This is a genomic window from Marinobacter shunpengi (assembly GCF_045449695.1).
Classification (GTDB): Bacteria; Pseudomonadota; Gammaproteobacteria; order Pseudomonadales; family Oleiphilaceae; genus Marinobacter.
In genome coordinates this window covers 290942-306537 of record NZ_JBJJKZ010000015.1, presented here as the reverse complement: position 1 = coordinate 306537, position 15596 = coordinate 290942, and the positions used below count along the sequence as shown (strand labels likewise).

At 62.6% G+C, this 15596-nt stretch carries 14 protein-coding genes; 8 read left to right on the top strand and 6 right to left on the bottom strand.

Going from position 1 to position 15596, the window contains the following annotated elements:
• Positions 1-17 precede the first annotated feature (17 nt).
• Genes ACJO2E_RS13665 through smrA form a run of 6 tightly spaced genes read right to left on the bottom strand, consistent with a single transcriptional unit; the run spans position 18 to position 3800 of the window.
• Positions 18-1094, bottom strand: coding sequence for a DUF3080 domain-containing protein (locus ACJO2E_RS13665; RefSeq protein WP_406964536.1), 1077 nt, complete (start codon positions 1092-1094; stop codon positions 18-20).
• Positions 1069-1767 (bottom strand): acireductone synthase, encoded by a 699-nt coding sequence (mtnC, locus tag ACJO2E_RS13660; RefSeq protein WP_406964782.1) that lies wholly within the window; start codon positions 1765-1767, stop codon positions 1069-1071. The genes ACJO2E_RS13665 and mtnC overlap by 26 nt, the downstream gene beginning before the upstream one ends.
• Positions 1767-2324 (bottom strand): 1,2-dihydroxy-3-keto-5-methylthiopentene dioxygenase, encoded by a 558-nt coding sequence (locus ACJO2E_RS13655; protein WP_406964535.1) that lies wholly within the window; start codon positions 2322-2324, stop codon positions 1767-1769. Before ACJO2E_RS13655 ends, mtnC begins: the two co-directional genes overlap by 1 nt.
• Entirely contained in the window at positions 2321-2956 is a 636-nt protein-coding gene (locus tag ACJO2E_RS13650; RefSeq protein WP_406964533.1) for a methylthioribulose 1-phosphate dehydratase, read from the bottom strand. Before ACJO2E_RS13650 ends, ACJO2E_RS13655 begins: the two co-directional genes overlap by 4 nt.
• Positions 2953-3192, bottom strand: coding sequence for a lipoprotein (locus ACJO2E_RS13645; protein ID WP_406964532.1), 240 nt, complete (start codon positions 3190-3192; stop codon positions 2953-2955). Before ACJO2E_RS13645 ends, ACJO2E_RS13650 begins: the two co-directional genes overlap by 4 nt.
• Before the next feature lie 26 nt (positions 3193-3218).
• Entirely contained in the window at positions 3219-3800 is a 582-nt protein-coding gene (smrA, locus tag ACJO2E_RS13640; RefSeq protein ID WP_406964531.1) for a DNA endonuclease SmrA, read from the bottom strand.
• A gap of 210 nt (positions 3801-4010) precedes the next feature.
• Here smrA and ACJO2E_RS13635 point away from each other — a divergent pair, with 210 nt between their 5' ends.
• The 8 genes from ACJO2E_RS13635 to ACJO2E_RS13600 all read left to right on the top strand — a co-directional run bounded on the left by ACJO2E_RS13635 (position 4011) and on the right by ACJO2E_RS13600 (position 15567).
• A complete protein-coding gene (locus ACJO2E_RS13635; protein ID WP_406964529.1) occupies positions 4011-5924 on the top strand; it encodes a putative nucleotidyltransferase substrate binding domain-containing protein in 1914 nt (637 codons plus the stop codon).
• 13 nt (positions 5925-5937) lie between these two features.
• The gene (locus tag ACJO2E_RS13630; protein ID WP_406964527.1) at positions 5938-6645 is read left to right on the top strand and encodes a 3'-5' exonuclease; all 708 of its coding nucleotides are present in this window, start codon (positions 5938-5940) and stop codon (positions 6643-6645) included.
• Between the two features lie 320 nt (positions 6646-6965).
• Complete coding sequence (locus ACJO2E_RS13625; protein ID WP_406964525.1) at positions 6966-7232, top strand: DUF4212 domain-containing protein; 267 nt, start codon at positions 6966-6968, stop codon at positions 7230-7232.
• A gap of 4 nt (positions 7233-7236) precedes the next feature.
• Positions 7237-9006 carry a sodium:solute symporter family protein gene (locus ACJO2E_RS13620; RefSeq protein WP_406964524.1) on the top strand — a complete coding sequence of 590 codons (1770 nt, stop codon included), beginning with the start codon at positions 7237-7239 and terminating at the stop codon, positions 9004-9006.
• A 151-nt stretch (positions 9007-9157) separates the two neighbouring features.
• Positions 9158-9661: a hypothetical protein gene (locus ACJO2E_RS13615; protein ID WP_406964522.1), complete on the top strand. Its 504-nt coding sequence runs from the start codon at positions 9158-9160 to the stop codon at positions 9659-9661.
• A 26-nt stretch (positions 9662-9687) separates the two neighbouring features.
• On the top strand, positions 9688-13203 hold the full coding sequence (locus ACJO2E_RS13610; RefSeq protein ID WP_406964521.1) for a PAS domain-containing hybrid sensor histidine kinase/response regulator: 3516 nt from the start codon (positions 9688-9690) through the stop codon (positions 13201-13203).
• Positions 13200-14852 carry a tetratricopeptide repeat protein gene (locus ACJO2E_RS13605; RefSeq protein ID WP_406964520.1) on the top strand — a complete coding sequence of 551 codons (1653 nt, stop codon included), beginning with the start codon at positions 13200-13202 and terminating at the stop codon, positions 14850-14852. The genes ACJO2E_RS13610 and ACJO2E_RS13605 overlap by 4 nt, the downstream gene beginning before the upstream one ends.
• On the top strand, positions 14845-15567 hold the full coding sequence (locus tag ACJO2E_RS13600; RefSeq protein WP_406964519.1) for a sensor histidine kinase: 723 nt from the start codon (positions 14845-14847) through the stop codon (positions 15565-15567). The genes ACJO2E_RS13605 and ACJO2E_RS13600 overlap by 8 nt, the downstream gene beginning before the upstream one ends.
• Positions 15568-15596: the final 29 nt, after the last annotated feature.

Genomic DNA, 15596 nt, shown 5'->3' with positions numbered 1-15596 from the left:
GTATGACCTCCGAGCGTTCAGGCCCCGGGCCGCAATCCACACTGCTCCAACTGCCGCTGCCACAGCTCGATATGCCGCTGCTGGCTGGCATCCAGCTCGGCCCATAGCGAATCACCGTCCAGCCTCAGGTAACGTTCATACCATGGCCGGAAGCTGTCCGGCATGACCGACTGCTGCCGTTCCGCCAACTTCGCCAGGGGGCGGATGATGTCATCGCGGCCCCGGCGCACCTGCGCAAGATAGGGCTGTACCCGCTCGATAAACACGCTGAAGAACATCCCCTGGACAATGTCCGACTGGTTGTTGGGCTTGCCGTCCAGGCACAGGGGGCGCCCCTGAAGACGGGACTCGATGACGTCGCTGGCGTCGTCCAGGCGGGTGGTCAGCAGGCGGGCGCTGAGGATCAACTGGCCGGCGGCCTGGTGGGCCTGCCATTGCTGGTGGATGGCCCCCAACGGCTCCAGGTCAACGTCGGTATTACCTTGCAGCAGGGGCATCAGCATGGTGTTCAGGGTTTTCAGGTCCGTCGCCAGGTTGGTGATCCCGGTTTCCGGTGCCAGGGGATAAGGCCCTTCGGTGCGGGTGAACAGGCCCTCCACCTCCTCCACGCCCCAGGTGGCGTTCCATACCGCGATGGGCAGTGACCCCCGCTTGCTCTCCACCGCCTGCGCCACCTCGTCCCGCAGGGTGTCGTCGGCAATCTCCGGCAGGCAGTCGCCGGCGGTTTCGATGAACCGGACCTCATAGCGCAGGCGGTTGGCGGGCTGCATGACCCGCCCCAGCACTGAGGCCCGCTCCCCGGCCACCACCTGCAGCTCACAGCCGAACAGGGACAGGAAATCCAGCATGCCCAGCTCTACCCCAGGCATGTCCAGGATCCGGTCACGGCGCCTGGGCAATGGGTCGGTAGCGGGAATGGGGGAGAGTTCGTAAGATTGGTCCAGTACGCGGGCGGTCCTCTCCACGTACTCGTCCATCATGGATTCCGGGGCACCGAACGGGTTGCAGCCCGCCAGTGTCAGGAGGGCCAGGAGCAGAACCAGACTCCGGATAAACCGTTGCTGGTTCCTAGTGATGGGGTAGCAGCAATCCATCAACCTCACAGAAATCCCGGGCCACGGGGCGCGCCACTGTCTCCGGCAGGTCCCCGTCCCGGACCAGCCAGCAGGTCTGAAGCCCGGCGGCCTCGGCGGCTTCCAGCTCCGCCTCCACATCAGACAGGAACAGCACAGTTGCCGGCTCAACGCCCAGCTGGTCAACAATGTTGTGGTAGGAGGTCGCTTCCTTCTTGCCACCAACGTTGGTATCGAAGTAGCCGCTGAAGAAGGGGGTCAGGTCACCCTCGTTGGAAAACCCGAAAATCAGCTTCTGCGCCTTGACCGACCCGGACGAATACACATACAGGCGGAGGCCCCGGTCATGCCAGAAGCGGAGGTATTCGGCGGCATCCGGATAGACATGGCCATCAAAATCGCCATGCTGGTAGCCCTGCTCCCACAGCATGCCCTGCAGGGTCTTCAGGCTGGTTTCCTTGCGATCCCCGTCAATCCACTGCTCCAGGGTGCGGACCAGGCCGTCGATATCATCACGCTCGCAACCGGACACCCGGGCCACCTCGTCAAGCTGCTCCCCCACGGCTGGATCCTCGTGCCGCCAGTCGCGGACGAACTCACCCATATGTTCACGGGCGTAGGGAAACAGCACCTCATGCACAAAGGCAATGGAGCTGGTGGTGCCCTCGATGTCGGTCAGGATCACGCGAATCATCATGCGGCTCCGGCAAGACGCTCATAACGGGGCAGACGATTGGCAATGTCTTCCCCGGTAAATTCCGCCACCCATCCTTCCGGGTTGGTAAACAGCCGGATGCAGGTGAATTCCGGTTCGGGGCCCATATCAAACCAGTGGCGGGTGCCATGGGGCACGCTGATCAGGTCGTTCCTGCGGCAAAGCACGGCATAGACCCGGTCGCCCAGGTGAAGGTAGAAAAGCCCCTGCCCCCGCACGAAGAAACGCACCTCGTCCTCGCTGTGGGTGTGTTCATCCAGGAACTTCTGGCGGAAGGCTTCCTTCTGGGGGTTGTCCGCCGTCAGGCTGACCACATCGGCGGTGGCAAACCCACCTTCCCGCTTAAGGTGTTCCACCTCGTCGGTATAGGCCTCGAGGATATCGTCCTGGCTGGCATCGGCGGGCAATGCTCGGGTCGGCCAGCGCTCGAAGCGTATGCCCTGCTCGCCCAGCAGCCGGGCAATCTCAGCGGGATTCTCCACCACCTGCTCGGGGGTGTCCGGCTGGTTCTGGTGAAAGATGCTCAGCGTCGTCATCCGCGGACCCTCATGGTTTCAAGTTCACATTCAAACAGGAATTCAAACGCCTCCACATGGCGCAGGCATTCGTTCATGTCCCGGCCCCAGGTATAGAGGCCATGGCCCCGGATCAGGTAACCCGGCTGGCCGGGATTCTCCGCCAGCCACTGCCCGGCCTCTGCCGCCAGGGCCGGAATGTCCTGGGTATTGGCAAACACCGGCACCACCACCTGGCCCTCGTGGGTATCGACGCCAGCGAAGGCCTTCTGCAACTCGTAGTCTTTCAGTATAAGGGCATCGCCCTCACTGACCAGCCGGCTCAGCACCGTGGCCTTCACCGAATGAGTATGCAGTACTGCGCCGATGTCCGGCCGGTCCCGATAGATCACGGTATGCAGCAGGGTTTCCGCCGATGGCCGGCTGTCGCTCTGGACCGGTGCACCGGCCAGGTCCACCACCATGACATCGGCCTCGGTCAACTGGCCCTTGTGGCGACCGGACACCGTAATGGCCACATGGCCATCGCCGATACGACTGGAATAATTGCTGCTGGTGGCCGGGGACCATCCCTGCTGGTACAGGAAAGCACCCGCCTCGCAGATTTCCCGGGCTGCCCGACTGTAGCGGGCAAGGTCAAAGGCGCTGGTCACTGGACTACCGGATTGCCTTCGGAATCGTTCCAGATCTTGCGGCCATCGGTATCCATCTTGCCGTTGGAGTCCCAGACCTCGCGATTGGTGGTGGCATCCTCCAGTTCGCCGTTATCATCCCACACCTCGCGGTCGGACGTGGCCTCCTCGACCTTGCCGTTGTCATTCCAGATGGCACGGCCCTGACAGCCGGCCAGTGCAATCGCCGCCAAAACCACTACAAACAGCTTTCTCATGCCACTCTCACCTCATTGGTCAATGACTATCGCGCCCCGTGTATTTCCCGGTTGCGCTGTTTCTGCTGATCACTCTTGCGCACCATGACGTAGACCGCACCGGTGCCACCATGATGCTTCTGGGCCGAATGAAAGGCCAGGACCTCGTCCAGCTCCGGCAGCCATCGGGCCAGGTAACTCTTGAGCTGGGCGATGCCGTCGGGATTACGCTCGCCCTTGCCGTGCAGGATGATCACCGAACGCAACCCATAGCGCACGCAATCCTTCACGAAACCGAACACCTCCCGCCGGGCCTCCTCCACCGTCATCCGGTGCAGGTCCAGGCGGGCCTCGATGGGGTACTGCCCCAGCCTGAGCTTGCGAAACACACCATGCTGGATACCGGGCCGTTGCCAGCTCAGGATGTCGTGGGCGGTCAGGGGGTCCACATCCGAGGCCGTCAGCGGATTGGCATCCCGGACCCGGGCATCAACGGCGGCCCGCTGACGTTCCAGGTGACCCGGCGTCAGTTCCTTCGGGGTGGACACCTCCGCCCGGTTCGGCCGCCGGATACGGCGGACATCTTTCATCTGTTCCAGGAACAGCAGTCGCTCATCTTTTGACGTCATGGTACTGGTTCAGGGTGAGCTCGATTCAACCGGCACTTTACCACCGGCCCTCCGGGGCATAAAGCGACAACGGACGATGATAAGCGGTTCAGCACCCTGGCTGGTTATAATACGACCAAAGGCCGACGCTGAAACGTCACATATTGGGTTACACTGCCCAAAGCCGCCACTGGACCAGTTCCTATAGACAATAACAAGAGTGCAGAGTTCATGACCCAGGACCAGGAAGCCACATTACCCCAGAACACCCGGTCAATCATGGCCTTCCTCCGGGAACACGCCCCTTTCTCCGGCATGGACGACGGTCACCTGGCCCTGTTCGCCGAACACGCCAGCCTTCAGTTCTTTGCCGATGGCGATACGGTCCTGTCGCCGGAGGACGGACCGGTCAGGACCTTCAACGTGGTCAAGCAGGGGCGTATCCGGGGCGAGCGGATCAACACCAAGACCGGCGAACCGGAAACCACCTTCGAGATCAGCCGGGGTGAATGCTTCCCACTGGCGGCGCTGATCGGGGAGCGCCCCACCCAGACCCTGCACCGTGCCTCCGGCGATACCTTCTGCCTGTCCCTGGATCACCAGCACTTTGTCACCCTGTTCTCCGAGAGCGACAGCTTCCGGGACTTCTGCCTGCGGGGCGTCAGCAGCCTGCTTGACCAGGTCAACCAGCGCATCCAGTCCGGCGCCATGGCATCGCTGGGCTCCTCCAACTCCCTGGACACGCCCCTGGAGCGCTATGCACTGCGCAACCCGATTGTCTGCTCGCCGGACCTGCCGGTGCGCAAGGCCGTAGCCCGCATGCATGACAACAGCGTGGGCAGCATTATCATCACCGATAACCAGCGCCATCCCACGGGTATCTTTACGTTACGAGACTTGCGCTCACTGGTGGCGGACGAACGTTGCTCCCTGGAGACACCCATCGGCCAGGTAATGACTGCCAACCCCCACCGGCTGCCGGCCAGTGCCGATGCCTTTGAGGCGGCCATGCTCATGGCGGAGCATCACTTTGCCCACATCTGCGTGGTGGACGACGAGGATTGCCTGATTGGCGTGGTGTCGGAGCGGGACCTGTTCGCCCTGCAGCGGGTCGACCTGGTCCACCTGGCCCGGGCCATCGGCACGGCCACCCATCTCCAGACCCTGATAACCCTGAGGAACGATGTGTCCAGGCTGGTGGATGCCATGCTGGCCCATGGCGCCGATTCCGGGCAGGTGGTGAAGATCATCACCACCCTTAACGACATCACCGTGCGCCGGGTACTGGAGCTGAACCTGAAAACCCGTGACCCGGGCATTCCCTTCACCTGGCTGACCTTCGGCAGCGAGGGCCGCCAGGAACAGACCCTGCTGACCGACCAGGACAACGGCATTCTCTTCACCACACCGGAAGGCATGACCCCGGACCAGGTGCGGGAGAAACTGCTGCCCTTTGCCGAGACCGTCAACAGGGAACTGGCACAATGCGGATTCACCTGGTGCAAGGGCAATATCATGGCCAGTAATCCCAGGCTGTGCCTGAGTATCGAGGAGTGGGATGACTGGTTTCTGAGGTTTATCGACGCCTCCACGCCCCAGAACCTGGTGTATTCCTCCATTTTCCTGGACATGCGGGCGGTGTTCGGCCCCATGGAGCCCCTGAACGACCTGCTGGACCTGGTGCTTACCCGTATCCGCAAGAACGCCCTGTTCCAGAAAATGCTGGCGGGTAACGCCCTGCAACGGAAGCCGCCACTGAACATCTTCCGGGGCTTCCGTTATGCTCCGGATGGCGACCGCCGCAGCCTGGACCTGAAACGCCAGGGCCTGGCCCCGTTCGTGGAAGCGGTGCGGGTGTTTGCCCTGGCCCATGGTGTGGCCGCCGCCAACACCCTGGAGCGCATGGCGGAACTGGTGAAAAAGGGGATCTTCGACGACAAGGACGCCAACGCCTGGCAGGAGGCTTACAGCCTGATCCAGGCCATCCGCATGCGGGCCCACCAGGAACAGCTGAAGAACGGGGAGGGGCTGTCCAACTACATCAACCCGGACAACCTCAACCCCCTGGATCGGCGTATCCTGCGGGAATCCTTCCGCCAGGCCCAGCGGCTCCAGCAGAAGCTGGAAGTCACCTATCAGTTGTAGGATCGCCGTCACCATGCTGGACAAGCTGAAAACCTGGCTCAACGACAAACTCACCGGGCCGGCGGAATACCACGACCTGGGCCATCTGCCGGCGCCCCGGGCCGCCGGAGACCAGCGCCTGGAGAATCTCCGGCTTATCGTGCTGGACCTGGAGACGACCGGCCTGAACCCGGCGAAGGACAGGGTGATCGCTGTTGGTGCCGTGACCATCGACCGGCTGGCCATCCCCCTTGCCGACCAGTTTGACCTGATCCTCCGACGCCCGGAACTGGATATCCGCGAGACGGTGCTGATCCATGGCATCGGTCCGGAGGCACTGACCAAAGGTCACGAAACCCGGGACGCATTGCTGCACCTGCTGGAATGGATGAATGGCAACCCGATCCTGGCCTTCCATTCGGCTTTCGACCGCAAGTTCCTGGAAAAGGCCCTGCGCCGACAACTGGGGTACACCCAGCAACACACCTGGGTGGACGTGGCCGAACTCATGCCAGCCTTCTTCCCTGAGGCCCGGGAGAGCTGCAAGCGACTGGATCACTGGGTCGAGCACTTCAACCTGGATATCGCCGCCCGGCACCACGCCGCCGCCGATGCCCTGGCCACCGCCGAGCTGTCACTGATCGCTTTCCGCGAGGCACGCCGCCAGGGCGTGGTCACCCTGGACGATCTCCACCAGAGACTGCGTTACTACCAGCACCTGAAGACCCTGCACAGGATGTGACACGCCTCTCACAGACGCCTGAAAACCGCCCCCGGCGGCCTCTTCCGAAGCCCCGTAAATCCCCTTCAACCAACGACTTGTGTGCGATAGCGACCTACTTAGACCTTTTGCCAATATCCATTAACTTCCCGACAGGTAAAGTCAGTGATGGTAACCAGCAGGAGAATAACCCGTGAACAACAATCTCTCTTGGTTGCATCACAAGGAAAGGTCCGGTCAGGGCCCCACCGGCAAAGGGTGGGACGTTGGCCGTACTGGCTTTTTCTCTTCTCCAATCTACAAGCGTCTAAATCCTACAAAAACAAAACAGGAGACCTGTTATGTCTGACGCAAGCAGCAATGCTGTTCAGTACTGGAAGGCGAACCTGCGTCTGATACTGGGATGCCTGATCGTGTGGGCCCTCGTATCCTACGGCTTCGCCATCCTGCTACGCCCCGTGCTCGCCGGCATTCCGGTTGGCGGCACCGACCTCGGGTTCTGGTTTGCCCAGCAGGGCTCCATCCTGACCTTTATTGCCCTGATCTTCTTCTACGCCTGGCGTATGAACAAGCTGGATCAGCAATTCGGTCTGGCCGAGGAGGACTAACCCGATGAGTCAATTTGCGATTAACCTCATTTTCGTCGGGGGCTCGTTCCTCCTGTATATCCTCATCGCAGTGTGGGCCAAGGCTGGCAGCACCAGCGATTTCTACGTGGCCGGTGGCGGTGTTCACCCGATCACCAACGGCGCCGCGATCGGTGCGGACTGGATGTCAGCGGCATCCTTTATCTCCATGGCGGGCCTGATTGCCGCCGGTGGTTACGCCAACTCCACCTTCCTCATGGGGTGGACCGGCGGTTACGTGCTGCTGGCCATGCTGCTGGCTCCGTACCTGCGGAAGTTCGGCAAGTTCACGGTGCCGGAGTTTATCGGCGACCGGTTCTACAGCCGTAACGCCCGCCTGGTGGCGGTGGTATGCCTGATCGTGGCCTCGGTCACCTACGTTATCGGTCAGATGGCCGGTGCCGGTGTGGCCTTCTCCCGGTTCCTGGAGGTGGACGCCACCACCGGTCTGATGATTGCCGCCGTGGTGGTCTTCATCTACGCCGTACTCGGTGGTATGAAGGGCATCACCTACACCCAGGTGGCCCAGTACTGTGTGCTGATCATCGCCTACACCATTCCGGCGATCTTCATTGCCATTGAACTGACCGGTAACCCGATTCCGGCACTGGCCATGTTCTCCGAGCACACCCAGTCCGGCATGCCGGTCCTGGACAAACTGAACCAGGTCGTCACCGACCTTGGTTTTGCGTCCTATACCGCCGACGTGGACAACAAGCTCAACATGGTGCTGTTCACCCTGTCGCTGATGATCGGTACCGCCGGTCTACCCCACGTTATCATCCGCTTCTTCACCGTACCCAAGGTGGCTGACGCCCGCTGGTCCGCCGGCTGGGCCCTGGTGTTCATCGCGCTGCTGTACCTGACCGCCCCGGCGGTTGCCTCCATGGCGCGCCTGAACCTGATGACCACCATCTATCCGGAAGGTCCGGCGGCACAGCCCATCGAATACGATGAGCGTCCGCAGTGGATCCAGGAGTGGGAAGTCACCGGTCTGATCACCTATGAGGACAAGAACGGCGACGGACGCATCCAGTACTACAACGACGCCAACGCAGACTTTGCCGACGAGGCCCAGGCCCGTGGCTGGGAAGGCAACGAGTTCTCCTACAACCGGGATATCCTGGTACTGGCGAACCCGGAGATTGCCAACCTGCCCGGCTGGGTGATCGGCCTGATCGCCGCCGGCGGTCTGGCAGCGGCCCTGTCGACGGCGGCGGGTCTGTTGCTGGCGATCTCGTCCGCCATCAGTCATGACCTGATCAAGGGGGCCATTAACCCCAACATCACGGAGAAAGGCGAACTGCTGGCGGCCCGTATCGCCATGGCGGTAGCCATCGTGGTGGCCACCTATCTTGGCGCCAACCCACCCGGGTTCGCGGCACAGGTGGTGGCACTGGCCTTCGGTATCGCCGCCGCATCCCTGTTCCCCGCCCTGATGATGGGTATCTTCTCCAAGCGGGTGAACAACAAGGGGGCCGTTGCCGGCATGCTGTGCGGCCTGGGCTTCACCCTGGTGTACATCTTCGTGTACAAGGGCTGGCTGTTCATCCCCGGCACCAATAACCTGCCGGATACCGCCGACGCCTGGGTACTGGGTATTTCCCCGCTGTCCATCGGCGCCGTGGGTGCCCTGGTGAACTTCATCGTGGCCTTCGTGGTGTCCAACGCCACCGAGGAGCCGCCGGTGGAAATCCAGGAACTGGTGGAAAGCGTTCGCTATCCGCGCGGTGCTGGCAAGGCACTGGATCACTAAGACATAATACGTCCCGCATTCAGACTCGAATCTGAACGGGTTGATCCAGGACGGGCCTCCTTTTCAGGAGGCCCGTTTTTTTCAGGCCCCGACAATCCCCCAACACAGGACCCCGGGTCCGGGGGCGTCGATGCCTCCCAGAGGAAACACTATGTTCTGGAATCTAGTTGCAACCATCGTCTGTGGCTTTGCCGCCGCGGGCATCGCCATGGGCATCCGCACCGCCACCGCCAGGAAAGCACCCCGTTGGCTGATACCGGTGTTTGCGGGCCTGGGCATGATGGGCTATCAGATCTACATGGAATACCACTGGTACGACCAGATGACCGCCCGTATGCCGGCGGAATCCATAGTGGTCGCCACCGAATCACAGGCGGAGTTCTGGCGCCCGTGGAGCTTTTTCTTTCCCCAGATCAACCGCATTACCGTGCTGGACGAAAGCAGCGTCAGCCGCAATCCGGCCAACACCGACACGGCCCGTTTCCAGCTTTACCATTTCCGCCAGACCTACGGCGGGCGGGTCTCCAAGGGCACCTGGCTGCTGAACTGCCCCAGCCGCGAACTGGTCGCCCTGGCCGAAGACGGCTCCCCGGATACCGACCAGATGCGCAAGCTGGCCACGGACAACACCCTGCTGCAGGAAGTATGCGACTGAATCCGCTGAACAGGGAGTAACCGGAGATGATCAGTGTCTGGCTACTGGTAGTCATTTCCATTGCCTACATCTCCCTGCTGTTTGCCATTGCCTGGGCCGGCGACCGTCACCCGGGCCTGTACCGCAACAGACTGGCCCGCCAACACGTCTATGCCCTGTCACTGGCGGTGTACTTCACGTCGTGGACCTTCTATGGCGCGGTGGGCCGGGCCACCCAGGAGGGGCTGGCATTCCTGCCCATCTACCTGGGACCGCTGCTGGTCTTCCTGTTCGGCACCCCGCTGTTGCGCCGGATCATCTACATCAGCAAGCGCAGTAACAGCACTTCCATTGCCGACTTTATCGCCTCCCGCTATGGCAAGTCCCAGTCCCTGGCGGCACTGATCGCCGTCTTCGCGCTGATTGGCAGTGTGCCCTACATCGCGTTGCAGCTTAAGGCCATCTCCCTGGGCTTCAGCGTGCTGTCGGAGAATGGCGCCAGTGAGGCCGTCAATCAGGCGGCCTGGAGTGATTCCGCCTGGTATATCACCCTGGTGCTGGCGGTGTTCACGGTTCTGTTTGGTACCCGTCATCTGGAATCCACCGAACATCACCGGGGCATGATCCAGGCCGTGGCCTTCGAGTCGGTGATCAAACTGGTGGCCTTCGTGGCGGTGGGGCTGTTCGTCGGCTTCGGCCTGTATGGAGGCTTTGGTGACCTGCTGGCCAACGTCCGGGAGGCGGATCTGGTGGGCCAGCTTACCTGGGAAGGCGTGGAAGCGCCGGCCTTCATTACCCAGACCATTGTCGCCATGCTGGCCATCCTGTGCCTGCCACGACAGTTTCATGTGATGGTGGTGGAAAACGCCGACTACCGGGATTTCAATACCGCCCGCTGGGCGATGCCCGCCTACCTGCTGATTGCCAGTGCCTTTGTACTGCCGATTGCCGCTGCCGGCCTGTTGCACAGCGACACCGCCAACGTGAATCCGGACATGCTGATCCTCAGCCTGCCCATCCTGGAGGAACAGACCTGGCTCGCCATCCTGGCCTTCCTGGGCGGCGGGTCGGCGGCGGCCGCCATGGTGATCGTGTGTTCAGTGGCCATTGCCACCATGGTCAGTAACGAGATCGTGATGCCGGGGCTGCTCAAGTTCTTCCGCCCGCGGATGAACCGCCAGACCGACCTCAGTCGACTGCTGCTGAGCATCCGCCGGGTCACCATCTTCCTGGTACTGATGACCGCCTACGGCTTCTACCGACTGGCGGGGGCGGACTACAGCCTCACGGCCTTCGGTCTGCTGTCATTCGCCGCTGCAGCCCAGTTCGGGCCGTCACTGATCGGTGGCATCATCTGGCGTCGGGGTAACTACAACGGCGCCATCTGGGGCCTCGCCCTGGGGTTTGCCACCTGGTGCTATACCCTGCTGATTCCCGCCCTCGCGTCCACCGGCTGGGTCGGCGACACCCTGATCGACCAGGGTCTGTGGGGGCTGGGCTGGACCCGCCCCACCGCCCTGCTGGGCCTGGAACTGGACATGATCAGCCATGGCATCATCTGGTCCCTGGGACTCAACACCCTGGTCTATGTACTGTTGTCCATGACCACCCGCCAGAGGGTGCGGGAAAAGATCCAGATCGCCTCCTTCTTCCACGAACCCCACCCCCGGGCGGAAACCTCCCAGCAACAGGTCTGGCAGGGTGAGGTGCTCACCGCCGACCTGCAGGCCCTGGCGGAACGGTTCATGGGGGAAGAACGGGCGGAGGCCCTGTTCACCAACTACGAACGGCGCAACGCCATGCGCCTGGCACCCCAGCGCCCCGCCAGCAGTCATCTGATGCGCTATATCGAGCGCCAGCTGGCGTCGGTGATCGGCGCTTCTACGGCCCGGGTGGTGCTGGAGTCCACCCTCACCGGCCGCGACATGCAGATCGAGGATGTGGTCAGCATTGTCGATGAGGCTTCCCAGGCCATGACCTTCAGCCGGGAGCTGTTGCAATCCGCCATCGAGAACCTCAGTCTGGGGGTGTCCGTGGTCAATCACCAGCAACAGCTGGTGGTCTGGAACCGCCGCTACCTGGAACTGTTCTCCTACCCCAAGGGCTACGTCCGCACCGGACGCCCCATACAGGACCTGATGCGCTATAACCTGACCAGCGCCAACCTGCCGGCCCGTCGCATCGACGAGATTATCGACGACCGCTGCAGCGCCATGAAACAGGGTCGGCCCATGTCCTACGAGCGACACCGCCCGGACGGCACGGTGCTGAAGATCGAGGGCAGCCCGATTCCCGGCGGGGGCTATGTCACCACCTTCCAGGACATCACCTCCATACGCCGCACCGAACAGGCCCTCAAGGAGACCAATATCTACCTGGAGCAGCGGGTCAAGGAGCGTACCCAGGAGCTGCAGGTGATCAACGAACAGATGCTCAAGGCCAAGTCGGTGGCGGAACAGGCCAACCAGAGCAAAACCCGTTTCCTGGCCTCCGCCAGCCACGACCTGTTGCAACCGCTCAACGCCGCCCGCCTGTTCGCTTCGGCCCTGCAGAACAAGGTGATCACCGACGAGACCCGGGAACTGGCCAGTCACCTGGACAGCTCCCTGGGCGCCGCCGAGGAAATCATCAGCACCCTGCTGGATATATCCAAACTGGATGCTGGCGCCCTGGAGCCGGACATCACCAGCTTCCCGGTCAACGACATGCTGCGGCACCTGGCCACCGAGTTCAGCGCCATTGCCGCCGACCAGGAGCTGACACTGACCGTGGTTCCCAGCTCCACCTGGGTTACCTCCGACGCCAAGCTGCTGCGCCGGGTAGTGCAGAACTTCCTGTCCAACGCCATCCGGTACTCGGAAAACGGCGGGCGTATCCTGCTGGGCTGCCGGCGGCTCAAGGGCTACATCCGAATTGAGGTGTGGGATACCGGCCCCGGCATTCCCGACGACCAGCTGGCCCATATCTTCGAGGAGTTCCGCCGCCTGCGCCAGGGCCGGGACAAGAAAGGCCTCGGGCTGGGGCTGGCCATTGTCGACCGGATCAGCGGCATGCTGGGGCACCCGGTGAACGTGCATTCCCAGGTGGGTCGCGGCAGCACCTTCACCATCACCGTACCCCTGGCGCCTCCGGAAAAGCGCCAGGCCAGACCCGCGGCGCCCCGCAGTGGCAGCCGGGGGCTGTCGGCCCTCAAGGGGCTCCACGTACTGTGTATCGACAACGATGCCCACATCCTGGAAGGCATGCAGGCGCTGCTGGACAACTGGCACTGCCGTACCACCACCGCCCTGAGCCTGGAAGAGGCTCGCACGGCATTGAATGGTGAAATCCCGGACATCATGCTGGGGGACTACCAGCTTGACGATGACCGCAATGGCCTGGATGCCATGGACAGCCTGAGGGAGGACTTCGACCAGCCGGTTCCGGGCATACTGATTACCGGCTATCTTGGAGAGGAAGCCCGGGAAGATGCGGCCCATCGCGGCTACCATGTACTCTATAAGCCAGTGAAGCCGGCGGCACTCCGGGCACTGGTCAACAAACTGATCAAGAAACGTTCATGATGAATTCATCCGGCGAAACAGGCGCTCCAGTCAACTTCGGCAAACTCCGCTTCCTGGTCGTCGACGACTTCGAGAACTTCCGCAATTCCATGCGGCAGATGTTGCGTTCCCTGGGGGCGGACAAGATCGAGCCAGTGCATAACGGCTCTGTTGCCATCCAGCGCTGTGCCTACGAGCAGTTCGACGTACTCCTGTGCAACTACAACCTTGGCGAGGGCAAGAGTGGCCAGCATGTGCTGGAGGAACTGCGGCACCGCGGGTTGCTGAAACACTCCTCGCTGTTCCTGATGGTCACCGCGGAAACGTCCCGGGAGATGGTCATGGGCGCCCGGGAGTACCACCCCGACGCCTACCTGACCAAGCCCATCAACCAGGCCATGCTTGCCAAACGTCTGGGCGCCCTGGTGGAACGGCGACAGGCCCTGCTGCCTATCACCCGGGCGATGGACCTGGAGGACTACCCGGAAGCCATCCAGCAATGCCTGGCACTGCTGCCCCACCACCAGCGCCACCGCTCCTGGATCTACAAAACCCTGGCGGAGCTCTACGTGCGGGTGGGGGATTATGGCCAGGCCCGCAGGATCTACGACGAGATCCTGGGACAACGGGCCCTGTCCTGGGCACGTCTGGGCAAGGCCCGCGTACTGCTGGCGGAGGGGTTCCACGACGAGGCGGGAGCCGCCCTGAAATCGCTGATCGACGATCACCCGGATCACCTGGAAGCCTATGACCTGCTCGCGGAAAGCCTGAAACGCACCGGCAAGCCCGGCCAGGCCCAGAAAATCCTGCAGCGGGCTGCGGAAATGTCCCCCAATGCCCTGTTGCGGCAGCGGGACCTGGCGGCGCTTGCCACCCGGAACCAGGACCTGGACACGGCCACCGACGCCTGGCGCCGCACCGTTGGCCTCGGCACCTGGTCGGTGCATGATCACCCGGACCATCACCTGGCCCTGGGGCGATCACTGACCGACCTGAGTGAAGGCGACCCCACAGGCGAAGGCAAGGAGTATGCGGAAGAAGCAATACGGGTTCTCAAGCACCTGGAACGCAAATTCCCGGAGGCGCCGGACATCGGCCCCCGCACCATGCTGGTCCGTGCCCGTATCGTGGCGGCACGGGGCAACCTCGACAAGGCGCGGTCATTCCTTGAGCAAGCCCGAAGCGTCCTGCCGGAGGACACCCTGTCCGCCGACGCCGGTCTCGACCTGGCCAAGACCATGTACCGCATCGGCCAGAATCGCGAGGCGGAACAGCTACTGGCCGCCCTGGCCCAGCGGTTCGAGGGCCAGGGCGACATTATCGAACAGATCGAGAACCTGATGGACGAACCGGTGGGCCTGCAGCAGCGTCTCCAGGCCCGCACCCTCAACCGGGACGGCATACAGGCCTATGAAAAGGGCGAGCTCGGTGCCGCCGCACGCCATTTCGAACAGGCACTGGACGTGGTTCCCAGCCACGCCGCCCTCAACCTGAACCTGACCCAGATCCGAATGAAACAGGTGGAAAGCGGCGACCCGACGGTTGTCCGTGATCATGCCCTGGCCCAGTGCCGGAGATGTCTGGATGCCCTGGACAACCTGCCCCCGCAACATCGTCAGTACCGCCGCTACCAGGCGATGCGCAAGAAACTGGAGACCCTGAATGACTGACCCGTCACGTTCAGCCACCGACGACAACCGGCGTCAGATCAAGGTGCCGGATTTCTCCATGGTCATCGCCTCGGCGGTGCATGACATGAAGAACTCCCTGGGCATGCTGCTCAGCACCCTGGAAGACCTCCGCGGGGAGCAGCAGGCGGTTCAGGGTGAGAACCCCAGGCTGAACACCCTCCAGTACGAAGCCGAGCGGGTCCACAGTGACCTGGTGCAGTTGCTGGGCATCTACCGCCTGGGCGAACACAAACTGTCCGCTCACAGCGACGAACAGCATGTAGCCGATTTCCTGCACGAACAGATCGCCCGCCACGAAACCCTGCTGGACGGATACGGCATCGGCCATGAGATCCTGGCAGACGACGATACGGTGGGCTTCTTCGACGATGAACTGGTTGCCGGAATTATCACCAGCACACTCAACAACGCCATTCGCTACACACGTTCCCGCCTCCGCCTGGCGGCCCGGGAGCAGGACGGCTGGTTGGTAATCAGCGTGGAGGACGACGGCAACGGCTACCCGGACCACATGCGGGGGGCCACGGACGCGCTGCGGCGTGCGCCGGACTTCAGCACCGGCTCCACCAGCCTGGGCCTCTATTTCGCCTCGGCCATCGCCCACCTGCACCAGAACGGTGACCGGCGGGGCGAGATCAGACTCCGCAACGGCGGCGAGCTCGGCGGCGGGATATTCGAGATCTGGCTGCCCTGAGCCCCGTCGTCTGTCTTAAGAGACTCCAT

Bases quoted from the DNA above. Each gene is read 5' to 3' on its own strand.
- ACJO2E_RS13665 (WP_406964536.1), bottom strand. From the start codon at position 1,094: ATGGATTGCTGCTACCCCATCACTAGGAACCAGCAACGGTTTATCCGG.
- mtnC (WP_406964782.1), bottom strand. From the start codon at position 1,767: ATGATTCGCGTGATCCTGACCGACATCGAGGGCACCACCAGCTCCATT.
- ACJO2E_RS13655 (WP_406964535.1), bottom strand. From the start codon at position 2,324: ATGACGACGCTGAGCATCTTTCACCAGAACCAGCCGGACACCCCCGAG.
- ACJO2E_RS13645 (WP_406964532.1), bottom strand. From the start codon at position 3,192: ATGAGAAAGCTGTTTGTAGTGGTTTTGGCGGCGATTGCACTGGCCGGC.
- smrA (WP_406964531.1), bottom strand. From the start codon at position 3,800: ATGACGTCAAAAGATGAGCGACTGCTGTTCCTGGAACAGATGAAAGAT.
- ACJO2E_RS13635 (WP_406964529.1), top strand. From the start codon at position 4,011: ATGACCCAGGACCAGGAAGCCACATTACCCCAGAACACCCGGTCAATC.
- ACJO2E_RS13630 (WP_406964527.1), top strand. From the start codon at position 5,938: ATGCTGGACAAGCTGAAAACCTGGCTCAACGACAAACTCACCGGGCCG.
- ACJO2E_RS13625 (WP_406964525.1), top strand. From the start codon at position 6,966: ATGTCTGACGCAAGCAGCAATGCTGTTCAGTACTGGAAGGCGAACCTG.
- ACJO2E_RS13620 (WP_406964524.1), top strand. From the start codon at position 7,237: ATGAGTCAATTTGCGATTAACCTCATTTTCGTCGGGGGCTCGTTCCTC.
- ACJO2E_RS13615 (WP_406964522.1), top strand. From the start codon at position 9,158: ATGTTCTGGAATCTAGTTGCAACCATCGTCTGTGGCTTTGCCGCCGCG.
- ACJO2E_RS13610 (WP_406964521.1), top strand. From the start codon at position 9,688: ATGATCAGTGTCTGGCTACTGGTAGTCATTTCCATTGCCTACATCTCC.
- ACJO2E_RS13605 (WP_406964520.1), top strand. From the start codon at position 13,200: ATGATGAATTCATCCGGCGAAACAGGCGCTCCAGTCAACTTCGGCAAA.
- ACJO2E_RS13600 (WP_406964519.1), top strand. From the start codon at position 14,845: ATGACTGACCCGTCACGTTCAGCCACCGACGACAACCGGCGTCAGATC.